This window comes from Candidatus Neomarinimicrobiota bacterium (genome assembly GCA_017656425.1).
Taxonomy (GTDB): domain Bacteria; phylum Fidelibacterota; class UBA2242; order UBA2242; family B5-G15; genus JACDNV01.
Genome location: JACDNV010000013.1, coordinates 1 through 21260, shown reverse-complemented (window position 1 = coordinate 21260; position 21260 = coordinate 1). Strand labels below are relative to the sequence as shown.

Below are 21260 nucleotides of genomic sequence, written 5' to 3'. Positions count from 1 at the left end.
GGATAAGTGGCGAAAACGATAAATATCAATCCAGATACTCCAGTAAAATACCTAAAGGGCATAGGTGAAAAGAGAGCAAATGCTTTAAAGAAGGAGGGCATCAATACACTGCTCGATTTATTATACTATTTTCCTCGAAAGTATATTGATAGAAGTAATCTATTAAAGATTTCAGAGTTACCTATAGGCAAAGAAGTCACTTTTATTGGGAAAGTATTATCACAAAGTCTTATAAAGAGGAAGAGGGAATATTACCAAATACTTGTTGGAGATGAGACAGGGGTTATATCCTGCGTCTGGTTTAATGGTATAAATTATATCAAAAATGTTTTCAAAAACCAAGATACAGTTGCATTTAGCGGTCGAGTAGAATATTACAATACTCCAATTGTGCCTCATCCTGACTTTGATAAACTTGAGAAGGATGAACTCGATACCATCCATACGGCGAGAATAATACCTTTATATTCTACCACAATAACATTGAAGAAGTGCGGACTTGATAGTCGTGGCTTCAGAAGAATAATGAAACCATTAGTAGAAAATCTGAACAATTCGATTAAAGAGATATTCCCTGGTGGAATACTTGAAAAGTATGATTTCCCTGAAATAAATAAAGCTTTTGCCCAAATTCATTTCCCTGATTCCAGAGAAGATTTAGATAAGGCAATATCAAGATTTAAGTTCGAAGAGCTATTTTTCCTTCAGCTGTTGCTCGGACTAAAGAGAAAAGGTATTAAAAAGAATAAAAAAGCTTATAAATATAAGACGGTAGGACCTTATGTTAAGTCTATATATGATTCTCTGCCATTTGAATTAACAGGTGCTCAAAAAAGGGTTTTAAAAGAAATATGGAATGATATGAAATCTGATGAGATTATGAATAGACTTCTCCAGGGGGACGTAGGTTCTGGAAAGACTATTGTAGCTCTTTTAACAGCTGGTATAGCAATTGGTAATGGATACCAGGTAGCTTTTATGGCACCTACAGAAATTCTTGCTGAACAACATTACAGAACATTACGAAACTATTGTGATAAAGTGGGGATTAAAGTTGGTATTTTAATCGGCGGTCAATCGAGAAAAGAGAAAAACGAAATACTTGAAGATATCAAGAAAGGTGAAATTCAGTTAATAGTGGGTACTCATGCACTGATACAGGAGGGAGTGAAATTCAAGAATTTATCTCTTGTAATAATTGATGAACAGCATCGATTTGGTGTGGCACAACGGAGCAGGTTAATAGGAAAAGGACTTAATCCAGATGTTCTTATTATGACCGCAACTCCAATACCAAGAACTTTGAGTATGGTTGTACATGGAGATATGGATATATCGGTAATTGATGAGATGCCAGTAAATAAGGCAAAGATAGTTACAAAACTTGTATATAAAAATAAACTTCATGTTGTATATGAATTTATTAAAGAAAGAGTAGCTCAAGGTGAACAGGTATATATAGTTTATCCATTGATTGAGGAATCAGATAAAATTGAGTTAAAAGCAGCGGTGGCTGAGTATGAAAGATTAAAAAACGAAGTATTCAGAGATATAAATGTGGGCTTATTACATGGTGCAATGTCATCGGTTGAAAAAGATGAGATGATGAGAAAGTTTATGGATGGAACAATAAAAATACTTGTATGTACAACTGTCATCGAAGTTGGTATTGACAATCCCAATGCTACTATAATGTTAATTGAAAATGCCGAGAGATTTGGACTTACTCAGCTTCACCAATTAAGAGGTCGGGTAGGTAGAGGTAAAAGAAAAGGGATATGCATACTAGTACCTTATAAAAGGACAGAAAACTCAGAGAAAAGATTGAGTGTATTGCTATCGACTAACAACGGCTTTGAAATATCTGAACAAGACCTTAAATTACGTGGTCCTGGAGAGTTTTTTGGTCCCAAACAACATGGATTTCCGAAAATGAAAATTGCTGAAATAATTCAGGATAGTGATATTTTGGAAAAGGCAAGGGAAGAGGCTTTTAGATTACTCGAAGAAGACCCTCATTTAAGAAGGCAGGAAAACATCAATATAAGAGAGCACTTATTAAAATTTTATTCTGAATATATGGAATACATAGATGTATTGTAAGGGATTATGAGGGGTGCAGCTATGAGTAATGATCCCAATGATAAGAACAAAGCATTATTTTTAAGTCTTGTGCAGTCTCTTGCTGCAAACTGCTGGATACAGCTTGGTAAGCATATCAATCCCATCTCGGGGAAACTGGAGAAAAATCTTCAGGAAGCTTCTTTTACTATCGATTTACTTGATATGATAAGAATTAAAACAAAAGGTAATCTTGATAATGAGGAGTCGTTATTTATTGAAAAGACTATTTCAGAATTGAAAATGAACTATGTTGATGAAAAATTGAAAGAGGAGAAGGAGGCATCAAAAAAGCAGGAAGAAGAGAAAAAGAAAGAAGATAATCGGAATAAAAAGGGAGAAAAATCTGGAGAGAAAAATAAAAAAGATAAAAATAAAGGATAGTTATGCATATGGTGGTCACAGATTATTTTAAAAAGAACCGACCGAAGATTTTGCTGGCATTAGCGATATTTTTAGTGAGTTTCATTGTCTATATTGATACCGTTCAGCCAACTGTTCCTTTCTGGGATTGTGGTGAATTTATTGCAACATCTTATATTCTTGGAGTACCTCATCCACCTGGTAGCCCCCTATTTATACTGATTGGTAGAATTGCATCATTGCTTCCCACACATTCGTCTATTGCAGTAAGAGTCAATTTCATCTCTTGCCTTGTCTCTGCACTTACAAATATGATGTTATTTCTTATAATATTGAAGTTTTTAAAATCATGGGGAGACCCAAAAAAACTGGAACATAAAGTTGCTGTTTATACCGGGGCATTTATCGGTGCATTAACCTTTGCTTTCACTGATAGTCATTGGTTTAATTCTGTAGAGGCTGAAGTATATGCAATGAGTTTATTCTTTACTTCGCTAGTTGTCTGGTTGATTCTTGTATGGGAGGAAAAGTCTGAAAATCCAGGGCATGAAAAGTACTTATTACTTATTGCTTATTTAATTGGTCTTGCAATTGGAGTTCATTTACTCAATCTTTTAACAATATTTTTTGTTGCGTTAATAGTTTATTTTAAACGATACAAGATTTCCACTGTAGGCTGGCTTGTAGTTGATATAATAATAGGAGTAATGGTTGCTGGCTTACTATTTCTTTTATTCAGACTGTTCGGTGGACCTTTTTCTATCCAGGCAATTTTAACACTTGCCTCCTTTACCTTACTATACTGGTATTTATATAAGAAGAGTAGATCAGAAAGGGTTGTTGAACATGCCAGAAATGTCCTGATGGGTTACATTGCATCTATTATATTTCTTGTAATCAATGCTGGTATAATACAGGGGTTACCAGAAATAGCAAACAGATTTGGTCTTGCAACTGTTGTGGTTCTTGTATCTTTGCTATTTATTGCGGCGGCAAGTAGTGTGGCAAGAAGAAAGACAAATCTGATATCACTTGCTCTTGTATCCATGGTTTTGATTGTTGTGGGATACTCAACATATGCAACTATATTTATAAGAAGTGCAAAAGACCCTGCTATAGATGAAAATGACCCCGAGACTACAAAACAGGCTGTTGCATATTTAAAAAGAGAGCAATATGGTCAAAGAAGTTTCACAGATATCTTCGATAGAAGAAGATGGACAGCTGAAACAAAACGTTTTTATAAGAGTGGATGGGACTTTTTCTGGAAATATCAGATTAATAAAATGTATATTAGGTATTTTAACTGGCAATTCATTGGTAGATACAAATCAGGAGTCGACCCATTTCAATTTATCCTGCCATTTCCATTTTTGATCGGATTATACGGGCTTTTAACACATTTCCAAAAAGATAAACAGAAAGCTTTAGCCGTGCTTGCGTTATTTCTATTTACAGGATTAATGATAGTATTATACCTTAATCAAGAAGATCCACAACCGAGAGAGAGGGATTATTCATACACAGGATCGTTCTTTGCATTCTCTATCTGGATAGGTGTAGGTGCAACTGCTATCATCTCTCAAATAGCCGAGGCAGTTAAAAAAGAAAAGCTGAAAAAGGCACTTGTATATGTAACAACTGTTGTACTCATTCTTGTACTACCGATAAATGTTTTAAGAGCAAACTATCATACTCACGACAGATCGGGAAATTATATTCCGTGGGATTATTCATACAACATATTACAGACCTGTTCTCCTAATGCAATAATTTTTACGAATGGAGATAATGATACATTTCCTCTCTGGTATTTACAGGAGGTAGAAAAGATACGAAAGGATGTAAGAATTGTAAATCTTAGTTTATTGAATACCCACTGGTACATAAAACAGCTTCGTGATATGGAGCCAAAAGTCCCAATAGGTAATCTAACTGACGAAGATATAGAAAAATTAACAGTAATACCTTGGAAAGCACGTAAAGTCAAAATATCTCCCCCACCAGGTAATGACTTGCCGCCAATTGAATGGGAGCTAAAGCCAACTATTTTGGGCAGAGCTCTACGTGTGCAAGATATCATGATACTACAAATACTTGAGGCTAATAAATGGAAGAAGCCAATATATTTTGCTATAACGGTGAGTCCAGAGAATAAGCTTGGTCTTGATGATTACATGAAACTTGAGGGTTTAGCATTCAGAGTTTATCCTTATAAAGTAAAAGAAAGAATAGACATACAAAGAACAAAACATAATCTATTTCACGTTTATAAATATAGAAATCTTGATGATCCAACTGTTTATTACAATGACGATGTAATTCGACTGTTAGGTAATTATAGATCCTGCTTTTTCCAGCTAGCACTTGAGTATTATTATCAGGGTAAAAGGGATTCAGTTGTTACAGTTCTCGATTCCATGCAGGCAAAAATGCCAGAGGAGATTATACCAATAACAAATAAGGAAGTATATATTCAGCTTGGTATTTTATACAGTGAATGTGGGAGACCTGATGAGCTATACCGAAGATTGGAAAATTTAAGGAACAGAAAGAATGTAACTGCTAATGATTTGATAAAATACGCTTCAATATATTTGTATCAATTAAATGATCATGATAATGCGATTGATATCCTGGAGAGATTAATAGCGCAAAACCCATCTAATCCAGATGTTATCGGGCTTCTTGTAAAGTCATATGAAATAGCAGGTAGATACAAGGACGCTGTAGCTATACTTAATCAGTGGCTACGGTTACATCCTGAAGATGATACCGCTCGAAAGATGAGAGACAAATTCGATTCAATGATGAAATCAGCGCAAAAGGATACCTTAGTACAGTAATTATACAAAAAGGGTAAATTGAATAATAATGTAAAAGTATCCGTTGTAATTCCTCATCATAATGGTAAAGAGATAATTTTCGATTGTATAAACTCACTCATTAAGTCAACAAAAGCTCCTCTAGAAATAATTGTTGTTGATAATGCTTCTTCAGATGGCAGTATAGAATTCATAAAAGATAAATTCCCGTTTGTTAAAATTGTAAGACTAAATGAAAATAGAGGATTTGCGGGAGGATGTAACGCCGGTATAATGGAAGCGTGTGCTGATTATATACTCATTTTAAATAATGACACTATACATGAATCGGGATTTATAGAAAAAATGCTAACAGTAATTGAAAAGAACAGAGAGGTAGCAGCTGTTCAACCGAAAATTCTATCATTCTATGAAAAAGAAAAATTTGATTATTCCGGTGCATGTGGTGGAGAAATTGACATCTTTGGTTTCCCTTTCGCAAGAGGCAGACTATTTGAATCTATTGAGTATGATTATGGCCAATATGATGATTTACATGATAGTATATTCTGGGCATCCGGCACCTGTATGTTAGCTAGAAAAGAAGTTATAGAAAAAGCCGGATATTTTAATGAAACCTTTTTTGCTCATATGGAAGAGATTGACCTGCAATGGAGAATGCATCTGATGGGATATGAGATACGAATTGTTCCAGAAGCTGTCATTTATCATAGGTCTGGTTATACTCTTGATAAAGAAACTTATCTAAAAAAATACCTGAATCATCGCAATAGCCTTTTAACAATTATTTTAAATTATGGATTTTTTACTATTATTTATCTGTATCCAATAAGATTATTTCTTGATTTTTTATCGCTGGTCTTTTCCATCTTTTCTTTGGATATAAAAAGATTTATAGCAATAATTAATGCACACTTTTGGATTATAACACATCCATTAAGCATTACTAAAGGCAGGAAAAGGGTGCGACTTATAAGGCAGGTGAAAGACAGAGTTGTAATGAAGAGAATGTTAAAATTCCCTGTTTCTATTATGTATTATCTACTGGGTAAAAAGAAATATTCTCAGTTATTATAGACTAACCTTTATTTCCCCTCTAATATAGCATTATAAATTTCTTTGTTATCAGGGTCAAGTTCTAAGAGTGTTTTTATCTGCTGTTCATTTCCATATTTTTTTAGAAAGGTAATAAATTCTCTTGCGTGTGCATCAAGAAACCTGTGGGTATATATTTCTCGTTCATTAACTTCAAAAACTTTTTTTAGAGAAGATAGGCATTTATTTATTATCTCGGGAACTTGTTCAACTTCGCCCTGGTCGATAAGATCCACAATTTGCCAGTAATAATATTTAAACATCCTGTAGTCTCTTAAATTCCTTACCTCATCCAGTCTTTTGATTCTATCTTGCCATCCTTGAGGCCACTCTGAGATTAATGCTCGTGATGCAATTTCCCGGGCTTTTTCAAAGTATGGATTACCGCCCAGCGGATCGTATGTATCCATTTCACAGGCTATAAATAGATATGCATAAAAGTCAAAGGGACTTGTTAGTGGATCAGTCATTTCTAAATGTATTAATGGTTGATTTGTGTTGTAGACGAAAAAGAAATTCTTTTCCAGAAATCTTGTATCACCATATTCATTGTAAATGTAGAACTGTCCTGAAAAAGATCTCTGGAATCCGCTATTGTTAACCGATTGTGGATAAATTTTAATCCTCAAAGGGATCTCTATACCAAAGTTGTTTTCGATCCAGTCGTAGTCTTCAAAGTAAGAGGGAAGCTGCTGTTCTAAGACTAAAAGATCCGCTCTTTCTCGCTCAGGTAATTTGTCTGAAGTTATCTCTACCTGTACATCCACAAATTGAGCGAAAAGTAATAATGTTAAAAATGGCATTGCTAAGACAGATTTAATGATTTTCATCTAATACCTCATACGTTCTTAGCAAAATATAACATTTTTTAAAGAAATTTCAATAGTAAGATTTTATGCTAGTTCAATTTCCACTGATTTATGTGTTAGTAATAATTTAATTATTTGCCTATTATTATTAAAATTATTTACTTTTAATGCCGATTATTTTATATATGAAATTTTTATATTTATTGTAAGGAGATGTGAAATGGGAAAATTGTTGGTGACGGGTGTGTTAGGTCAAATTGGGTCGGAGTTATATCAAGCACTGGTCAATAGGTATGGTATTGATAATGTGATTGGTGTTGATGTAAAAAGTGAAGTTGAATGTTCAGAAATTGGTAGTATGAATTATAATACTGTTGATGTGCTGGATTTTTTTAAACTCAGAAAGGTAGTTTTTGATTACGATGTAGAGATCATTTTTCATCTCGCTGCGATATTATCGGCGGTTGCGGAGAAAAATCCACAATTAGCATGGAAAATAAATATTAATGGATTATACAACATACTTGAGATAGCAAGAGAAAAGAAATGTGCTGTATTTTTCCCCAGCAGTATAGGTGTGTTTGGTCCTCACACTCCAAAAGTAAATACTCCGCAGATTACGATCCAGCGACCCATAACAGTATATGGGATTACTAAACTTACAGGAGAACTGTTGTGCGATTACTATTTTAACAAACACAATGTGGATACGAGGGGTTTAAGGTTCCCCGGTTTAATATCCTATAAAACTTTACCGGGAGGTGGTACCACTGACTATGGTGTATTTATGTATTATGCTGCCATAAGAGATGGTAAATACCGCTGTTATTTACGTAGGAATACAAGATTGGATGTGATGTATATGCCTGATGCAATAAGAGCGATAATAGAGCTAATGGAGGCAGATTCAGATAAATTAGTTAATAGAAATGCCTATAACATAGCTGCAATGAGTGTAACACCTGAAGATATAGCTAATTCCATTAAGAGAAAAATTAATGAGTTTGAGGTTACGTATAAGGTAGATAAGCAAAGGCAGAATATAGCGGATTCATGGCCAGATTCTATTGATGATACCGCCGCGAGAGAAGAATGGGGCTGGAAACCTCGTTATGATCTTGACGCTATGACTGACGATATGCTCGAGAAAATTAGCAAGAAATTAAAAATGGAGGGAAGCAATGTCCCTAGATAGGTTTTTAAAAGCATTGGAGTGTGAATTGAATGAACTAAAATCTTCTGGTAGGGCAAAGAGAGATGAGAAAGTTGTAGTTGGTATAAAAAAAGGATATGTTGATAAGGGAGCAAGATATTATATACAGAATAATGATAAAAAAGAATTTATTAGAATGAATTCAAACTCGTATCTTGGAATGAGCTTAAGGGATGAGCTAATTGAGGAGGAAAAAGAAGTAGCCGAAAATTTTGGGGTAGGACCGGGTGCTGTTAGATTTATAAGTGGAACATACATCCATCATAAAAAACTTGAAAAAAGACTTGCCAGATTTCACAAAAGAGATGACTGTATAATCTTTAGCTCAGCGTATTCCACAGTTATGGGTATATTAAGTCCAATAATAACTTCTGATACGATTGTGATAAGTGATGAGCTAAACCATAATTGTATAATCAACGCAATTAAATTGTCACGTCCCAGGGAGAAGTTGATTTATAAACACCTTGATATGGAAGAGCTGGAAAATCATATTAAAAGTTCGCTCGGAAAGTGTAGTAGGGTTATTGTAATTACAGATGGCATTTTCAGTATGCGTGGTGATTACGCACCATTAGATGTTATAATGAATTTGGCGATTGAGTATGATGACAAATTTTCTGGGAATATTATAGTGGTAGTTGATGATTCCCACGGGGTAGGAGTTTTTGGTAAAACGGGCAGGGGTACTGAGGAGTATACAGGTACAAAGGTAGATATTCTTATTGGTACCCTTGGCAAAGCCTTTGGTGTAAATGGAGGGTATTTGGTTGGATCATCTGTGCTGGTTGAATACCTGAGAGAAAAGTCACCTTTTTATATTTATTCGAATCCAATTACATCTTCAGAAGCGGCGGCAGCAATAAAAGCTATTGATATAATCGATTCAGATGAGGGGATAAGATTGCTGGAAAGATTAAGGACGTTGACAAAGAGATTTGAAAATGGATTGAAAAAGATAGGCTATGAAATAATAGAAAGTGATCATCCGATAGTTCCTGTAATGATAAGAGATACGGAAAAAACAAAAGAACTCGTTAATTTCCTGTTTGAGAATGGGATACTGGTAACCGGGTTAAATTACCCTGTGGTTCCTAAAGGTGATGAAGAAATTAGATTCCAGATATCCTGTGAACACACAATGACTGATATAGACTATGTGCTTGATGTATTAAGGCGATATAAGGCAAAAGTAAGCTAAAAATCTATCGGAAAAGCATAGAGTTTTTACATTTTCTTATTATTGTTAATTTATCGATTGTTTCCTTCTTATATTTTCCAGTAAGATATAACTCAATCTGGTCAGCGTAATTGTTACTTTTTGGATTGCCACTTTGTCCACCAGGGATTACAGAGTAGACTGTTTCTACATCATCGAAGGGGAATATGAATCGGACGGAAGGACCGATGCTATCTGTCTGAGGATTTTGTATTTCATAAGCTCCACAGTTGACGGTATTTTGTGACCCTGGAGCAGGAAAATTGCCAATATTTAGTTTAAATAGCCAGTTCAGGAACCAATTTTCACCGATTGGATGCGTTAATCTTAGCCGGTGGATATTTCCCCATGCCCACTGGTCGATGGATTTTCCGTAATTGTTTCTTAAGCAGTCCACTGCTTCTTCAAATGATTTTATAAGGATATCCTGAGCTGTTTCTATCTTTCCCTTTGTATTTATATCATCGAACCATTTTGAATTGCCCTTTTTTATCAGCAGGTATGAATTTCTTATACTGAAATTTGTATATGATAAAAACTTATCGAATATTTTCTCGCCTGCAAGATCCATTTCATCCTTATAAATATTCTCAATAATTTTTATGAGAAAAAAATTGAATATTGTAGCCTCGATAGAGTTAGTTTTTTCTAGATAATCCCAGTTTTTTAACATTTTATAGGGTTGCAGGTAATTTTCATTGATGTCTTCTTCTTTAACCATACTAAAGAATATATCTAGGAAGTCCTGTGCAAAGAGTGATTTTACATCAAGCTGTAACTTCTTCATATCATCAATATTGAACTTTCTGCTATCTGAAAGAAACTGCCTTATTCTCATAAGTCTGTAAGGAGGTTCGTAATGTGCTGATATATAATATTTGAATCTATCATCAAATATTTTTGCATTCGCAGATGCAACAAAATTAGATGGTGGATTAAATTCATAAGGTATCTCTTCAAAGGGAATATAGTTATCCCAGTCGTAATATGGGTCATTACCTGGAACTGGAAGTATATAGTTGCCAGGATTTCTTCTGGGAATACCTCCCATTGGGACAAGAGCTATATTTCCATAAATATCTGCGTAAGCAGCGTTCTGTCCAGGTATTTTAAAAAGAGATGCTCCGCTTACAAATTCTTTAAAATTTTTTGCCCTGTTTATCTGAAGCATTGCTTTTATTTCGTTTGATATATCAAACCCTGTCCATTTGATTGATAGAGCTTCTTTTGTTTCTTCTAAAGCTTCATTTATATCATTTATTATGGGACCGTGAATAGTGAGTTTAATTTCAATTTGATCACTCTTTCTACCTCTAACAGGGATTATTTCTCTTATTGTTGTAATTCTATGCCAATTCCCGTTATGTAAATAATAGTTCCCATCAGGGCCAAGCTTTTCCCTGTAAAAATCTACATCATCGAGCATCATGTTTGTTAAACCCCATGCGATGAAGCGATTTCTACCTATTACGATACCGGGTAACCCTGGAAATGAAACTCCATAAACATCAAAATCTGGAGAAACCAGATGTACCTCATACCATATTGAAGGTTGAGAATATCCTAAATGAGGATCATTACATAAGATTGGGTAGCCATCAACGGTCTTTTTACCGCTGACTGCCCAGTTATTACTTCCTGAGGTTACGCCTCCTATTTTTATTGTTTTCCTGAAATTATCCGAATATTCGAGAAAATTTTTAATGCCCTCTGTAAGTTTTTTATCTGTTTCAGGGTTTGTTATTGTAATAGGCCACTTATCACTGTATAAGTTTAATAAGTCCTCTATTCTATCGCGGCTATAAAATTTTGATAGAATAAATAAAGATGGTTCAATACTCCATGATGGAGAAAGTGTCCATCCTATTGTTCTTAGATAGGCAAGACAAAACTCCGGGTGTAATTTTATCGGTTTATATCGAAGGATTTTAAATTCTATGGGCAGGTTATCCCCTGCTTGTTCTATAAAAGTATTTACACCATCGACATAGGCATCTAATACCGCTCTGGATTCGTCGTCGAGGTCCCTATATATTTTTCTACCAATCCGATAGAAACCAATGATGCGTGAAAACTTATCAATATCTAATGTTTTCTTGCCGAATGCTTCAGATAATCTACCAAGTGAAGCACGAATATTCATGTCAATCTGAAACAGTCTATCTTTTGCATGTAGCCAACCGAGAACGAAGAACAAGTCATGGTTATTGTTTGCGAAAATATGCGGGACGCCAAAGCTATCGACGAATACTTCTACTGGTTCGTATAATTTACCAGTGTCTACAATAGAACTATTGTACTCTTTGTAATTGAAATAGCTAATAGCGTAGATAACCAGAATTATTATTGTTATTGAGATAGTTAGTGCTGAGATTATTAATATTTTCTTCTTCATTCCACTGTCTTTTTTATTTTGTTTGTGCAACTAATTATCATTCTGGCAGTTGATTCGAAGTTTTTAAATGGTATGAAAATTGAGAAGCATGTATAACCCTTTTTTAAAAGGTAATAGTTATTGAATGTTAATCTTTCCCTATCCATTATTTCATAACTTGAGCCTATTAATTCTATTTCATTTTTAAAAATATCCAAAATACGCTTATCATATCTAATATTGAAAAGATAACCTTCATTTGGGATGAGTATAAAATTTTCAGATTGAGTTTGGTGAATAGATAAAAAAACTGTTTCTCTTTTATTAATTCGTATTTCATCAATTTCCATTATAGCATCCAGAAGCTCATAAGGTTGCAAGCTTACATTTTCAATTATCAGGATGTTTATTGTCCCATTTTCAATGTTTTCAGCTTCCCTTATCAGCTCTGATTTGAATTTCTTTAATGATGAATCAGCATTGTAACTGAGGTTTTTGATATATACAAGGGATACTGTTAAGGAGAATACGTTGTAAACAAGGAAAAAACTCAATAGTATGCCATATATATCCTGATTTTTAAAGTGAATTTTAAGGAAAATAAAGACTACGAGTATAAAGTTTATGGTTATGTGAATAAAGGATTTTTGATGGAATATTTTGGAAGCTTTATTATGGATCAGTTCGGATTTTTTCAGATGATTTAATATATACACTAAAGTTTTCCTATTTATACTTTCATCGTCATTTTTTATTTTGATAGTTACAGGTACTTTCACACTTTTTTTAGGTAGCAAGCTATAGAATAATATTTTATCATTGTTGATTAATTTTATTAGGTTCCAGATTCCAAATAGAGTTAGTGCGCATCCAAGATAGTTTATGTTGGTGTACCCAAGGATATTACCAGATAAAATTATTAATTGTAATAGTGGTAATAAATAGTCCGTATTTCTAATGGACTTTACAGCTACTGTCTTATCAATAATTTTAAAATTTATTTTCGGAATTTTTTCCCTATTTTCTTTGTCATCTTTATGCTGATTAAACACAATTAAATTTAAAAAAGTGTTCGATAAGATAATATTGAAAAATTTTTATTTCAAATTTTTGCTCATTGTGATAAATTTCGATGCTTATTTTAAGATGAGCTGGTCAGGCGGGGTAGCTCAGTCGGTAGAGCAGGGGACTGAAAATCCCTGTGTCGGCGGTTCGATTCCGTCCCCCGCCACCAAAATCCATTAAATATTTATTATCCTGAAAAGAACATTTGTGGCTGACTTTCATATAGATGCGTTTAAAGGATTCCGTCTCTTACCGATGAGGTAAATAAATAGATAATCAATAAGTTGAAGTAATTTGTCCATACTAATTGCATAAATTATTACTATCATATTTAGTAATATTGATTTGTGCAATTATACGCTGGGATATCGGGAGGTTCAGGTACATGGTGGTACAGGCCATAGTTAAGGTTAAGCGGAAAGGTTAATGGATTTTTGCCGAGTAATTTATCGACTATTATTCGTAGAATCCCTATTCGGGAGAGGAGGCATGAATGCTATACTCGGGGATATTTTATAATCTTTCAGGATATTTACCGGGGTTTTGAATTTTTTATATGAGTTTTCTCTCAGGAAATTGAAATAGAATTGGTAGGATGAAGCTTTAACAAGGAAATCTTTTACTGAGCTGAATGATTCTATGCAGTAGAATTCGTCTTCGATTAATCTGTGAGAAGATTCTATATCGGCATTAGCATTGGGGTAATGTGTCCGTAGGATCCCTAATCGGGAGAGGTATATATTTCACCTTAGCATTCCAATTCTTTTCGACATATTTTTTAAATCCTCTGTTGTGATGTATTCTTATCCCACTAAACTCAGAGCCGTTATCAACTTGAATTGTTATTTTTTCTGGATCAATTCCATGCTTGGATATCCGTAGGATCCCTAATCGGGAGATGCTCAAACAATAATTTCACAGAGATTATTGTCGATGTTACACTTTTCTCATATGTATAGAAATAAAAGAGTGTTCCAGAGCGTACATCCCTTGCTGTGATTTGATATCTTGGTAGTCTGTATTTGCAGTAGTATTTAAAAAACTCTGGTATATCATCAAGATATTTTACATCCATCTGTATCACCTCAAACAGTTTTAATCTCTCTTTTTCTTTTCGAAGGTTAAACTCCTTTTTCAATCTTCTTGCTCCAAGTCCTGTCCCGATTAGGGACCCTACGGATTATCTTTCTTAACTTTACTATCAAATCAGTCTTTTCTTGTGAGAGTTTATTCCTGGCAAGTTTAGGACTTCGAGGTAAAATTCTTAAACCAGTAAGTCCCATGCATTGATATCTTTTCAACCATTTCAGAACCGCTTTTACATTTACACCAAACTCACAGGCTGTTTTTCTGTATGACTTGATTTCATAATATTTTTTCCATAGGAACCCTCTGAGAAAACCATTTCCTTTCTGAAGCTGTACAATATTTTCTCCCACAGGGATCCTTGGGATTGTCTTTTAACTTGTTATTTGCTATGATACTATCCGTAGGATCCCTAATCGGGATAGGTCATGTTTTTTCTTCTTATCTTTGATTCCTTTTCCAAAAATCTCACAGTGTATAGCCTGTCCACGGGCTATGCTCTCATCACTCATTACCCTTAATTTAACAATTCTATTATACCATTGTGTTCATGGATTTTCCCAGTTTTTTACAAAAATTCATTGACACAATCTCAGATAGTTAATATATTTAAATAAGTTATATGTAATACGTAATACTAATCTTAGGAGGGATAAAATGGAAATTACCTTGAAAGGCAAAACAGCGATAATTACTGGAAGTATTCAGGGAATAGGTAAGGAAACTGCGAAAATATTAGCTTCTTGTGGAGCTAATGTAGTAATTAATAATCATACTGATGAAGAAAGATTAAAAAAAGTAGCAGAAGAAATTTCCAGTGAGACTGGTGCGAATGTTAAGTCAGTTATAGCGGATGTTACGGTTAAGGAACAGGCGCAAAAATTAATAGACGCTGCTCTAGAAATGGGTCAGTCAATTGATATTCTTGTTAACAATGCGGGAGGACTGGTTGGTAGGGTGCCTGTTGCAGAATTTGATGAGGGTCACTTTAGGACTGTCATTGATGTGAACTTGAAAAGCGCATTTTTAATGTCCCATCTGGTAATGCCATATATGAAGAAACAAAAAAGTGGTAAAATTATTAATTTTTCATCTCAAGCAACTCATGATGGTGGTGGGAAAGGTGCCGCCGCATATGCATCATCAAAAGGTGGTATCTGGACTTTCACAAAATCACTAGCTAAGGAGCTTGCACCATATAATATTAATGTTAACTGTGTATCTCCAGGATTTATTGGTTACACTGATTTTCATAACAAGTTTACTCCTAAGGAAGTACACGAAAAAATGCCTTCATTAATTCCATTAGGAAGGGTAGGAACACCATTAGATGTGGCAAGAGTTGTGCTATTTCTTGCTTCTGAGTTATCAGACTATATGACCGGGCAGTCTGTGGAGGTTAATGGCGGGCTCTATATGCCATAATTTTATGATTGGGGGATGCATGAAAAAAATATTCTCAGCTATTTTAGCAGTTTTGTTTGTAGTTAGCCTGGGTATATCTAAAGAACATCCGTGTATTTTTCTTAGTAAAGAAGAATCTCAAGTTATAAAACGTGAGATCGATAAATTTCCTCTGTTGAGAAAAAGTTACATGGAATTAAGAAAAAAGATGGATGATGTATTGAAAAGGCCTATAGAGGTTCCTCCTCCTGGTGAAGCTGGTGGATATGAACATGAGCGACACAAAGATAACTACAGGGAAATGTGGGCGGCAGGTATCTTATATCAAATTACTGGCAATAAGGAATATGCTGAGTTTATAAAGAGAATGTTAGAAAAATATGCGGAAATGTATCCTAAATTGGGGCCCAGTCCTTATGCTTATAATCAGGCTCCGGGTAAAATTTTTCATCAAGCTCTAAATGAATGTGTTTGGTTAACATACTCAATTCAATCTTATGATTGTATTTATAGTTATTTAAAACCTGAGGAAAGGAAGTTATTTGAAGAAAATATTTTTATTCCAATGGCTGAATGGCTATCATTGGAAAATCCAGAGGAGTTTAATAGAATACACAATCATGGTACCTGGGCAGTAACCGCAGTAGGTATGACAGGTTTGGTTATTGGGAATGAAGATTTTGTGCAAATGGCTTTATACGGAACAGAAAAAGATGGGAATGGTGGGTTTTTGAAGCAGCTTGATTTGCTTTTTTCGCCTGATGGTTATTATATGGAAGGGCCTTATTATGTTAGATATGCATTGCGCCCTTTTTTCTTTTTCGCTGAGGCCTTGGAAAGAAACAGGCCTGAGTTAAAAATTTTTGCATACAGAGATAGTATCCTTAGAAAGGCCTGCTATTCAGCTGTCCTGACAATATTTCCTGATGGGATCTTCCCTCCAATTAATGATGCGTCACTTACTATGGACATAAGGGATGTTGGTATGGCAATTTCTACTGACATTGCATCATATCGTTATGGTATAGATACGTTGATTCTTGGTATAAAGAAATATCAGAATAGTGTTATACTAAATAAATGTGGATATGAAGTTGCAAGGAGATTTGGAGATGGCTTAGATGTGAGTTATCCTAGATTACCAAGCGTAGAATTTAGAGATGGTTACAATGGTGAAATGGGTGGTCTTGGTGTATTAAGAAGGTATAAAGGTAGTGATGAAATAATGTTATTAATGAAGTATGGAGTTCAGGGTGGGGGTCATGGCCATTTCGATAAATTACATTTTATTCTGTACGATCAGATGAAAATGGTGATTCCGGATTATGGCTTTGCTAGATGGATAAATATTGAACCGAAATTCGGTGGGAGGTACTTACCTGAAAACAGTTCATATGCTAAGCAGACGGTGGCCCATAATGTTGTGGTTGTTGATATGATATCACAGAATAGGGCTAATAGGAAAGAAGCTGAAAAATTTTACGCAAAGAGACATTTTTTTGATTCAAGCAATCCGGAAATTCAGGTTGTCAGTGCGATTGCAGAGGATCAATACCCTGGGGTCAAGATGATTAGGACAATGTTTTTGATTTCCGAAAACGCTGTTGAGAATTATTTTGTAGTAGATATATACAGGTTGTTTTCGAAGGATAAACATACCTATGATTATAGTCTCCATTACAATGGCTATTTTATAAATACTAATTGGAAATTAAAATCTTACTCAAGGGTACTAAAACCGCTTGGTAAAGATTTTGGCTATCAGCATTTATGGAAAGAAGCGGAGGCAAAGGGGGCTGAAGATTTTATGTTTACATGGTTGAGTGGTAATCGGTACTATTCTTTCGTTACTGATTATAGGAATTCTGGAGATAAGGTGTATTTTGTAAGAATAGGGGCCAACGATCCAAAATTTAATTTACGAAGAGAGCCGGGTTTGATATACAGGATAAAAGGAGATACAACAGTATTTGCGTCTATAGTAGAAAGACATGGATATTTTAGTGAAGCGAAAGAAATATCAGATAATCCTTATCCTACTTTTGAATCAGTAAAAGTGATTGGTAATAATAAAAGAGCAACTGTAGTTGAGCTTAGGAAGAAAAACGAAGAAAAGTTGACCATAATTGTTACAAATGAGGAAGGCGATAAAGAAAGAGAAAGAGAAGTGATATTTAATGGAATTGTATATAAGTGGAAAGGAAATTATAGTGTCTTAAAGAACGGGAGTAAAATATGGTGAAAATTAAAGGATTGAGATGGTGGATAATCGGACTGGTTGCTTTGGCAACTGTCATTAACTACATTCACAGAAGTGCATTATCTATTTTATGGCCTTCTATTAGTATTGATCTAGGGCTTGATAAAATCGATTATTCAAGAATTGCTATATCTTTTACTATAGCCTATGCATTGAGTCAGAGCCTGTCTGGAAGGCTATATGATTGGGTCGGTACAAGATTGGGCTTTGTGATATCAATTGTGGTTTGGTCTATTTCTGCAGCTCTTCATGGTATAGCGCGTGGCATATATAGCTTTGGTGTATTCCGTTTTATTCTAGGATTGGGTGAAGCAGGCAACTGGCCAGGGGCTACAAAATCGAATGCTGAGTGGTTTCCAATAAAAGAGCGTGCATTAGCTCAAGGGATATTTAATGCTGGCGCTTCGATTGGTTCAATAATTGCGCCGCCATTTATTGCTTTTCTTTATTTGATTTTTGGATGGCGTGCTACATTTTTTGTTCTTGGGTTTATTGGCCTGTTGTGGATAGTTCCATGGCTTTTTATAAATAAGGCTTTACCTAAAAACCATCCATGGATAACTGAAGAAGAAAAAGAATATATAATTGAAGGTCAAAAAATAGATGGGAAAGGCGAAGAAGATGGAATTGTTCTACCCCTAACTGAACTTCTTGCTACAAAGCAGACATGGGCTGTATTGGCGTCGAGGTTTTTTATAGATCCTATCTGGTGGCTTTTTGTAAACTGGTTACCAATTTATTTAGCAGAACGTTTTGATTTTGATATTAAACAGATAGGATTGTTCGCGTGGTTTCCTTATGTTGGTGCAGCTACCGGAGCAATAGCAGGAGGATGGATTGCAGGAAGGATAATGCATTTGGGGTTTACAGTTAACACCGCTAGAAAAACCGCTATCACCCTTGGGGGTATTATAATGATACCTTCTCTATTACTTACTTCGTTGGCTAGTAGTCCAACTATTGCTGTTATTCTTATTGCGATTGCTTTGTTTGGTTTTCAGGTATCTATTAATAATATTCAAACATTACCGAGTGATTTTTACGTTGGGAAAAACGTTGGAACTGTAGCAGGTTTAGGTGGTACCACAGCAGCTATAGGAGTAATTATTACAACTTATCTAGTTCCCTTTCTGACAAAAACCTCCTATACCTGGTTTTTCGTTATGGGCGCTGCTTTGGTTCCTGTTAGTATACTCTGTGTTTTCGTTTTTGGTGGAAAAATAACAAGATGTGAAAAAGGAATTTGTAAATGAAACGTGAGGGGGACTTGTAATGGTAACAGATTATCATGTTAAAGAAAAGAATGTAGAGTGGGAGGATCTGGGTGGAGGAGTTTCGAGGAAAATACTGGGATATCAATCTAATTTAATGATTGTAAAGGTTAATTTTAAGAAAGGGGCCGTGGGAGCTCCACATAGACATCCTCATGAGCAAATTTCTTATGTTTTAAGAGGTAAATTTGAGGTAGAGATAGATAATAAAAAGGAAATTCTTGAAGAGGGGGATGCATTTGTAGTTCCACCGAATGTGTTGCATGGGGCGGTTTGTGTGGAAGACGGAACTTTGATCGATACCTTTTCACCTATGAGAGAAGATTTTATCAAAAAATAAGATAAAAATTTTGGGGTAGGTTGTATGGATAGATATGAAGTAATAAATGCGCTTGAAGGAAAGGGGATAATAGGTGTCATAAGGGCAAAGGATGGTGAGGATATAGCAGGTATTATTAATTCTCTGATGGAAGGTGGCGTTAAGGCATTAGAAATAACTATGACTACTCCTAAGGCAATTGATGTTATTGCAAAATTATCTGATGAAATACCCGAGGGTTTTATAATAGGTGCAGGGACTGTTTTGGATTCCGAGACGGCGCGCTCAGTGATTTATGCTGGAGCTAAATTTATTGTAAGCCCAGTTTGCAAGAAGGAAATAATAGAAACAGCACATAGATACGACTGTGCTGTGTTTCCCGGTGCATTTACCCCAACAGAAGTTCTAACTGCTTGGGAAAATGGAGCAGATGCAGTAAAAATATTTCCTGCTTCAAGATTAGGGCCTAAGTATCTTAAAGATTTAAGAGGTCCATTCCCATGGATTAAATTAACTCCAACAGGAGGTATAGATTTAGAAAATATCACTGAATTTATTAAGAATGGAGCTAGTTTTGTTGGTGTTGGGACTTCATTGTTGAATAGAGAATATATAAAGAACAGAGATTGGAAATCATTAACAGCGATTGCAAAAGATTTTACCGAAGCAGTAGAAATGGCAAGAAAGGAGTTGAATTCATAAAAAGGTATTGGGGGTAAAGTATGGAAAAAGTGTTTATAACTTTTGGTGAGATTATGTTAAGGCTGTCGCCACCAAATTTTAAGAAGCTATTACAAGCTGATGTGTTGGAAGTGAATTATGGTGGAAGTGAAGCGAATGTTGCAGCTTCACTGGCTATGTTTGGTAATCATGTTAGATTCGTTACAAAGCTACCAGATAATCCATTAGGTGATGCTGCGTGTAGGTATCTTAAAAGTTTAGGTGTCGATACATCTTTTATAAAGAGAGGGGGGAAGAGGATCGGTATATATTTTCTGGAACATGGAGCGTCAGTGAGACCATCCAAGGTAGTATATGACAGAGCAAACTCTGCAATATGTGAAGCAAAGAGAGAGGATTTTGATTGGGAAAAGATATTTAAAGGGGCGATATGGTTTCATATATCAGGGATAACACCAGCGTTAAGTGATTCACTAGTTGAGATAAGTATAGATGCAGTGAAAATAGCGAAGGAGAAGGGACTAACTGTTAGTTGTGATTTGAATTATCGAAAGAGGTTGTGGAACAGAGAAAAAGCAAGGGAGATAATGGGAGAGATAGTAAAATATACTGATTTGATAATAGCAAATGAAGAGGATGCTGCTGATGTATTTGGGATAGAAGCAGAGAAAACTGATGTAATTTCTGGAAAATTGGATGTTGAACATTATAAATCAGTAGCTTCCCAGTTATTAAAGGTTGGAAGTGCAAGTATGGTGGCTATAACATTAAGGGAAAGTCTATCAGCATCTGATAATTATTGGTCTTCGCTATTCTATGATGGTAATGAATTTATTTTGAGTAAGAAATACCACTTGCATTTGGTTGATAGAGTAGGTGGAGGTGATAGTTTTGTAGCTGGATTAATACACGGGTTGAACAAATTTTCAAGTAAAAGGGAAGCGGTTGAGTTTGGTGTAGCAGCCTCAGCTTTAAAACAAACAATACCAGGTGATGTAAACCTAGTGTATGAAGATGAAGTATTGAATATAATGAAAGGTGATGTTTCGGGTAGGGTTCAGCGATGAGGGAGTGTCCCGATTTTTGTGTAAATGGGATAAAGGAATATTTTTCTTACTGTTTCTGAGTTGTGTAAATACCTTCAGAGAGTTATGT

Annotated in this window: 17 protein-coding genes and 1 tRNA gene; 13 read left to right on the top strand and 5 right to left on the bottom strand. The window is 35.0% G+C overall.

Annotated features, from left to right (window positions below; translation table 11 throughout):
• Window positions 1-6 precede the first annotated feature (6 nt).
• From recG to H0Z29_09260, 4 genes are read left to right on the top strand one after another with little or no spacing between them, the layout of a single operon-like run.
• Window positions 7-2103 (top strand): ATP-dependent DNA helicase RecG, encoded by a 2097-nt coding sequence (gene recG / locus H0Z29_09275; protein ID MBO8131688.1) that lies wholly within the window; start codon window positions 7-9, stop codon window positions 2101-2103.
• Window positions 2104-2124: 21 nt separating this feature from the next.
• Window positions 2125-2505: a DUF1844 domain-containing protein gene (locus H0Z29_09270; protein ID MBO8131687.1), complete on the top strand. Its 381-nt coding sequence runs from the start codon at window positions 2125-2127 to the stop codon at window positions 2503-2505.
• Window positions 2506-2513: 8 nt separating this feature from the next.
• Window positions 2514-5330 (top strand): DUF2723 domain-containing protein, encoded by a 2817-nt coding sequence (locus tag H0Z29_09265; protein ID MBO8131686.1) that lies wholly within the window; start codon window positions 2514-2516, stop codon window positions 5328-5330.
• 48 nt (window positions 5331-5378) lie between these two features.
• Entirely contained in the window at window positions 5379-6386 is a 1008-nt protein-coding gene (locus H0Z29_09260; protein MBO8131685.1) for a glycosyltransferase family 2 protein, read from the top strand.
• 8 nt (window positions 6387-6394) lie between these two features.
• Here H0Z29_09260 and H0Z29_09255 read toward each other — a convergent pair whose 3' ends face one another.
• Entirely contained in the window at window positions 6395-7234 is an 840-nt protein-coding gene (locus H0Z29_09255; GenBank protein ID MBO8131684.1) for a DUF4835 family protein, read from the bottom strand.
• A gap of 199 nt (window positions 7235-7433) precedes the next feature.
• Between H0Z29_09255 and H0Z29_09250 the strand changes: the two genes are divergently transcribed.
• Complete coding sequence (locus H0Z29_09250; GenBank protein ID MBO8131683.1) at window positions 7434-8408, top strand: NAD-dependent epimerase/dehydratase family protein; 975 nt, start codon at window positions 7434-7436, stop codon at window positions 8406-8408.
• Window positions 8395-9627: an aminotransferase class I/II-fold pyridoxal phosphate-dependent enzyme gene (locus tag H0Z29_09245; protein MBO8131682.1), complete on the top strand. Its 1233-nt coding sequence runs from the start codon at window positions 8395-8397 to the stop codon at window positions 9625-9627. Before H0Z29_09250 ends, H0Z29_09245 begins: the two co-directional genes overlap by 14 nt.
• A gap of 4 nt (window positions 9628-9631) precedes the next feature.
• Here the strand turns inward: H0Z29_09245 and H0Z29_09240 are convergent, their stop codons facing one another.
• Together H0Z29_09240 and H0Z29_09235 are read right to left on the bottom strand one after the other, a co-directional pair.
• Window positions 9632-12040, bottom strand: coding sequence for a penicillin acylase family protein (locus tag H0Z29_09240; GenBank protein MBO8131681.1), 2409 nt, complete (start codon window positions 12038-12040; stop codon window positions 9632-9634).
• Window positions 12037-13071 (bottom strand): hypothetical protein, encoded by a 1035-nt coding sequence (locus H0Z29_09235; protein MBO8131680.1) that lies wholly within the window; start codon window positions 13069-13071, stop codon window positions 12037-12039. Before H0Z29_09235 ends, H0Z29_09240 begins: the two co-directional genes overlap by 4 nt.
• 106 nt (window positions 13072-13177) lie before the next feature.
• Here H0Z29_09235 and H0Z29_09230 point away from each other — a divergent pair.
• Window positions 13178-13253 (top strand) — tRNA-Phe (locus H0Z29_09230).
• 687 nt (window positions 13254-13940) lie between these two features.
• Here the strand turns inward: H0Z29_09230 and H0Z29_09225 are convergent.
• Entirely contained in the window at window positions 13941-14222 is a 282-nt protein-coding gene (locus tag H0Z29_09225) for a hypothetical protein (protein MBO8131679.1), read from the bottom strand.
• Window positions 14206-14523: a helix-turn-helix domain-containing protein gene (locus tag H0Z29_09220; GenBank protein ID MBO8131678.1), complete on the bottom strand. Its 318-nt coding sequence runs from the start codon at window positions 14521-14523 to the stop codon at window positions 14206-14208. Before H0Z29_09220 ends, H0Z29_09225 begins: the two co-directional genes overlap by 17 nt.
• A 304-nt stretch (window positions 14524-14827) precedes the next feature.
• On the opposite strand from H0Z29_09220, the gene H0Z29_09215 reads away from it, so the two are divergent.
• The 6 genes from H0Z29_09215 to H0Z29_09190 are packed head-to-tail and all read left to right on the top strand — an operon-like array spanning window position 14828 to window position 21172.
• Window positions 14828-15595, top strand: a complete 768-nt coding sequence (locus H0Z29_09215) for an SDR family oxidoreductase (GenBank protein MBO8131677.1) — start codon at window positions 14828-14830, stop codon at window positions 15593-15595.
• 19 nt (window positions 15596-15614) lie between these two features.
• Window positions 15615-17816 carry an alginate lyase family protein gene (locus H0Z29_09210; GenBank protein ID MBO8131676.1) on the top strand — a complete coding sequence of 734 codons (2202 nt, stop codon included), beginning with the start codon at window positions 15615-15617 and terminating at the stop codon, window positions 17814-17816.
• Window positions 17810-19087, top strand: a complete 1278-nt coding sequence (locus tag H0Z29_09205; GenBank protein ID MBO8131675.1) for an MFS transporter — start codon at window positions 17810-17812, stop codon at window positions 19085-19087. Before H0Z29_09210 ends, H0Z29_09205 begins: the two co-directional genes overlap by 7 nt.
• Window positions 19088-19106: 19 nt before the next feature.
• Entirely contained in the window at window positions 19107-19445 is a 339-nt protein-coding gene (locus H0Z29_09200) for a cupin domain-containing protein (GenBank protein ID MBO8131674.1), read from the top strand.
• Window positions 19446-19469: 24 nt separating this feature from the next.
• Entirely contained in the window at window positions 19470-20126 is a 657-nt protein-coding gene (locus H0Z29_09195) for a bifunctional 4-hydroxy-2-oxoglutarate aldolase/2-dehydro-3-deoxy-phosphogluconate aldolase (protein ID MBO8131673.1), read from the top strand.
• 20 nt (window positions 20127-20146) lie between these two features.
• The gene (locus H0Z29_09190) at window positions 20147-21172 is read left to right on the top strand and encodes a sugar kinase (GenBank protein ID MBO8131672.1); all 1026 of its coding nucleotides are present in this window, start codon (window positions 20147-20149) and stop codon (window positions 21170-21172) included.
• Window positions 21173-21260: the final 88 nt, after the last annotated feature.

What these genes read in the sequence shown, in the direction of transcription:
- H0Z29_09270 (MBO8131687.1), top strand. Translation starts at nt 2,125, where the DNA reads ATGAGTAATGATCCCAATGATAAGAACAAAGCATTATTTTTAAGTCTT.
- H0Z29_09265 (MBO8131686.1), top strand. Translation starts at nt 2,514, where the DNA reads ATGGTGGTCACAGATTATTTTAAAAAGAACCGACCGAAGATTTTGCTG.
- H0Z29_09250 (MBO8131683.1), top strand. Translation starts at nt 7,434, where the DNA reads ATGGGAAAATTGTTGGTGACGGGTGTGTTAGGTCAAATTGGGTCGGAG.
- H0Z29_09205 (MBO8131675.1), top strand. Translation starts at nt 17,810, where the DNA reads ATGGTGAAAATTAAAGGATTGAGATGGTGGATAATCGGACTGGTTGCT.
- H0Z29_09195 (MBO8131673.1), top strand. Translation starts at nt 19,470, where the DNA reads ATGGATAGATATGAAGTAATAAATGCGCTTGAAGGAAAGGGGATAATA.
- H0Z29_09245 (MBO8131682.1), top strand. Translation starts at nt 8,395, where the DNA reads ATGTCCCTAGATAGGTTTTTAAAAGCATTGGAGTGTGAATTGAATGAA.
- H0Z29_09215 (MBO8131677.1), top strand. Translation starts at nt 14,828, where the DNA reads ATGGAAATTACCTTGAAAGGCAAAACAGCGATAATTACTGGAAGTATT.
- H0Z29_09200 (MBO8131674.1), top strand. Translation starts at nt 19,107, where the DNA reads ATGGTAACAGATTATCATGTTAAAGAAAAGAATGTAGAGTGGGAGGAT.
- H0Z29_09210 (MBO8131676.1), top strand. Translation starts at nt 15,615, where the DNA reads ATGAAAAAAATATTCTCAGCTATTTTAGCAGTTTTGTTTGTAGTTAGC.
- H0Z29_09255 (MBO8131684.1), bottom strand. Translation starts at nt 7,234, where the DNA reads ATGAAAATCATTAAATCTGTCTTAGCAATGCCATTTTTAACATTATTA.
- H0Z29_09240 (MBO8131681.1), bottom strand. Translation starts at nt 12,040, where the DNA reads ATGAAGAAGAAAATATTAATAATCTCAGCACTAACTATCTCAATAACA.
- H0Z29_09190 (MBO8131672.1), top strand. Translation starts at nt 20,147, where the DNA reads ATGGAAAAAGTGTTTATAACTTTTGGTGAGATTATGTTAAGGCTGTCG.